The organism is Mesorhizobium sp. M7A.F.Ca.US.010.02.1.1 (assembly GCF_004023085.1).
GTDB lineage: Bacteria > Pseudomonadota > Alphaproteobacteria > Rhizobiales > Rhizobiaceae > Mesorhizobium.
The window spans coordinates 1-1273 of the sequence record NZ_RZRV01000103.1 but is presented as its reverse complement, the minus strand read 5'-3'; the positions used below and the strand labels follow the sequence as shown (position 1 = coordinate 1273).

The 1273-nt window shown below is 62.6% G+C and carries 1 protein-coding gene; it reads left to right on the top strand.

The genetic code is table 11. The features are described from left to right. Positions 1-80 precede the first annotated feature (80 nt). The gene (locus EOA19_RS34900; protein WP_128306117.1) at positions 81-1214 is read left to right on the top strand and encodes an IS481 family transposase; all 1134 of its coding nucleotides are present in this window, start codon (positions 81-83) and stop codon (positions 1212-1214) included. The last annotated feature ends 59 nt before the right edge of the window (positions 1215-1273 follow it).

The window sequence follows — 1273 nt, the reverse complement described above, 5'->3', positions numbered from 1 at the left end:
TGTTTGGACCGGAGACATCGCGAACAGGTGTGCGAGGACATCGCGAACAGTTTGGCGTGCTTTGCGCCGGGAGGTTCGCGATGCCATTTGGGAACACCAGCGTGATGGATGGGAAGTTGGAGTTTGTGCGTCTTGCGGTGCAGGATGGCAGCAATGTCAGTGCGCTTTGTCGTCGTTTCGGGATTGGCCGAACCTGTGGTCACAAGTTGATCGCGCGGTATCGCGCCTATGGCGAAGCCGGGCTTGCGGAGCAATCGCGCCGTCCAGCGACGAGCCCGGCGCGCAGCCCGGATGCAGTCGAGGCGGCGGTTCTTGGCATGCGCCGGGCGCACCCGGCCTGGGGCGGACGCAAGATCTCCAAGGTCCTGCAGCGCGAGGGAACCGGTTCGCCTGCACCTTCCACGGTGACCGGGATCCTGCACCGCAATGGCGTCGAGCTGGGTTTGCTCGGGGGTGGAGCCAAGCCGTTCGGGCGCTTCGAGCATGCCGCCCCCAACGATCTGTGGCAGATGGACTTCAAGGGCCATGTCGCGTTGCGGCAGGGCGGCCGGCTGCATCCGCTGACCGCGCTCGACGACCATTCGCGCTTCTCCGTCGTGCTGCAGGCTTGCATCAACGAGACCGGCGAAACGGTCAAACCCCACCTGATTGCCGCCTTTCGCCGCTATGGGCTGCCGCAGCGCATGGCTTTCGACAACGGCCCACCGTGGGGAGATGGCGGACGAAGCAACTTCACACGCTTCACCGTCTGGCTGATCGAGCACGGCGTCGCCATCTCCCATTCCAGGCCTCTGCATCCGCAGACGCTGGGCAAGGAAGAGCGCTTCCACCGCTCGCTCAAGGCCGAAGCGATGGCCGGACCTGCTTTCGAAAATCTCGATCGCGCGCAGAAAGCCTTCGATGCCTGGCGCGACCTCTACAACACCGAAAGACCCCACGATGGCCTCAAGGGTTGCGTCCCCCTCGACAGATACACACCCTCGCCGCGATCCTTCTGCGAGGCCGTCGAAGCTTTCGACTACCCACAAGACGCCATCGTTCGCAAGGTCCAGAAAGAGGGCCGCGTCGCCTTGTGCGGCTACATCCTGCGCCTCTCCAAGGCATTTGGAGGGAAAGCCGTGGCCTTCACCCCCACCGGCAAGGACGGCGTCTTCCAAGCCTTCTTCAGACATCAGAAAATAGAAACAGTCGACCTCAACCTCTGCAGACGATAAGTGACAAAACTGTTCGCGATGTCCTCGCACACCTGTTCGCGATGTCTCCGGTCCAAACA

Bases quoted from the DNA above. Each gene is read 5' to 3' on its own strand.
- EOA19_RS34900 (WP_128306117.1), top strand. From the start codon at position 81: ATGCCATTTGGGAACACCAGCGTGATGGATGGGAAGTTGGAGTTTGTG.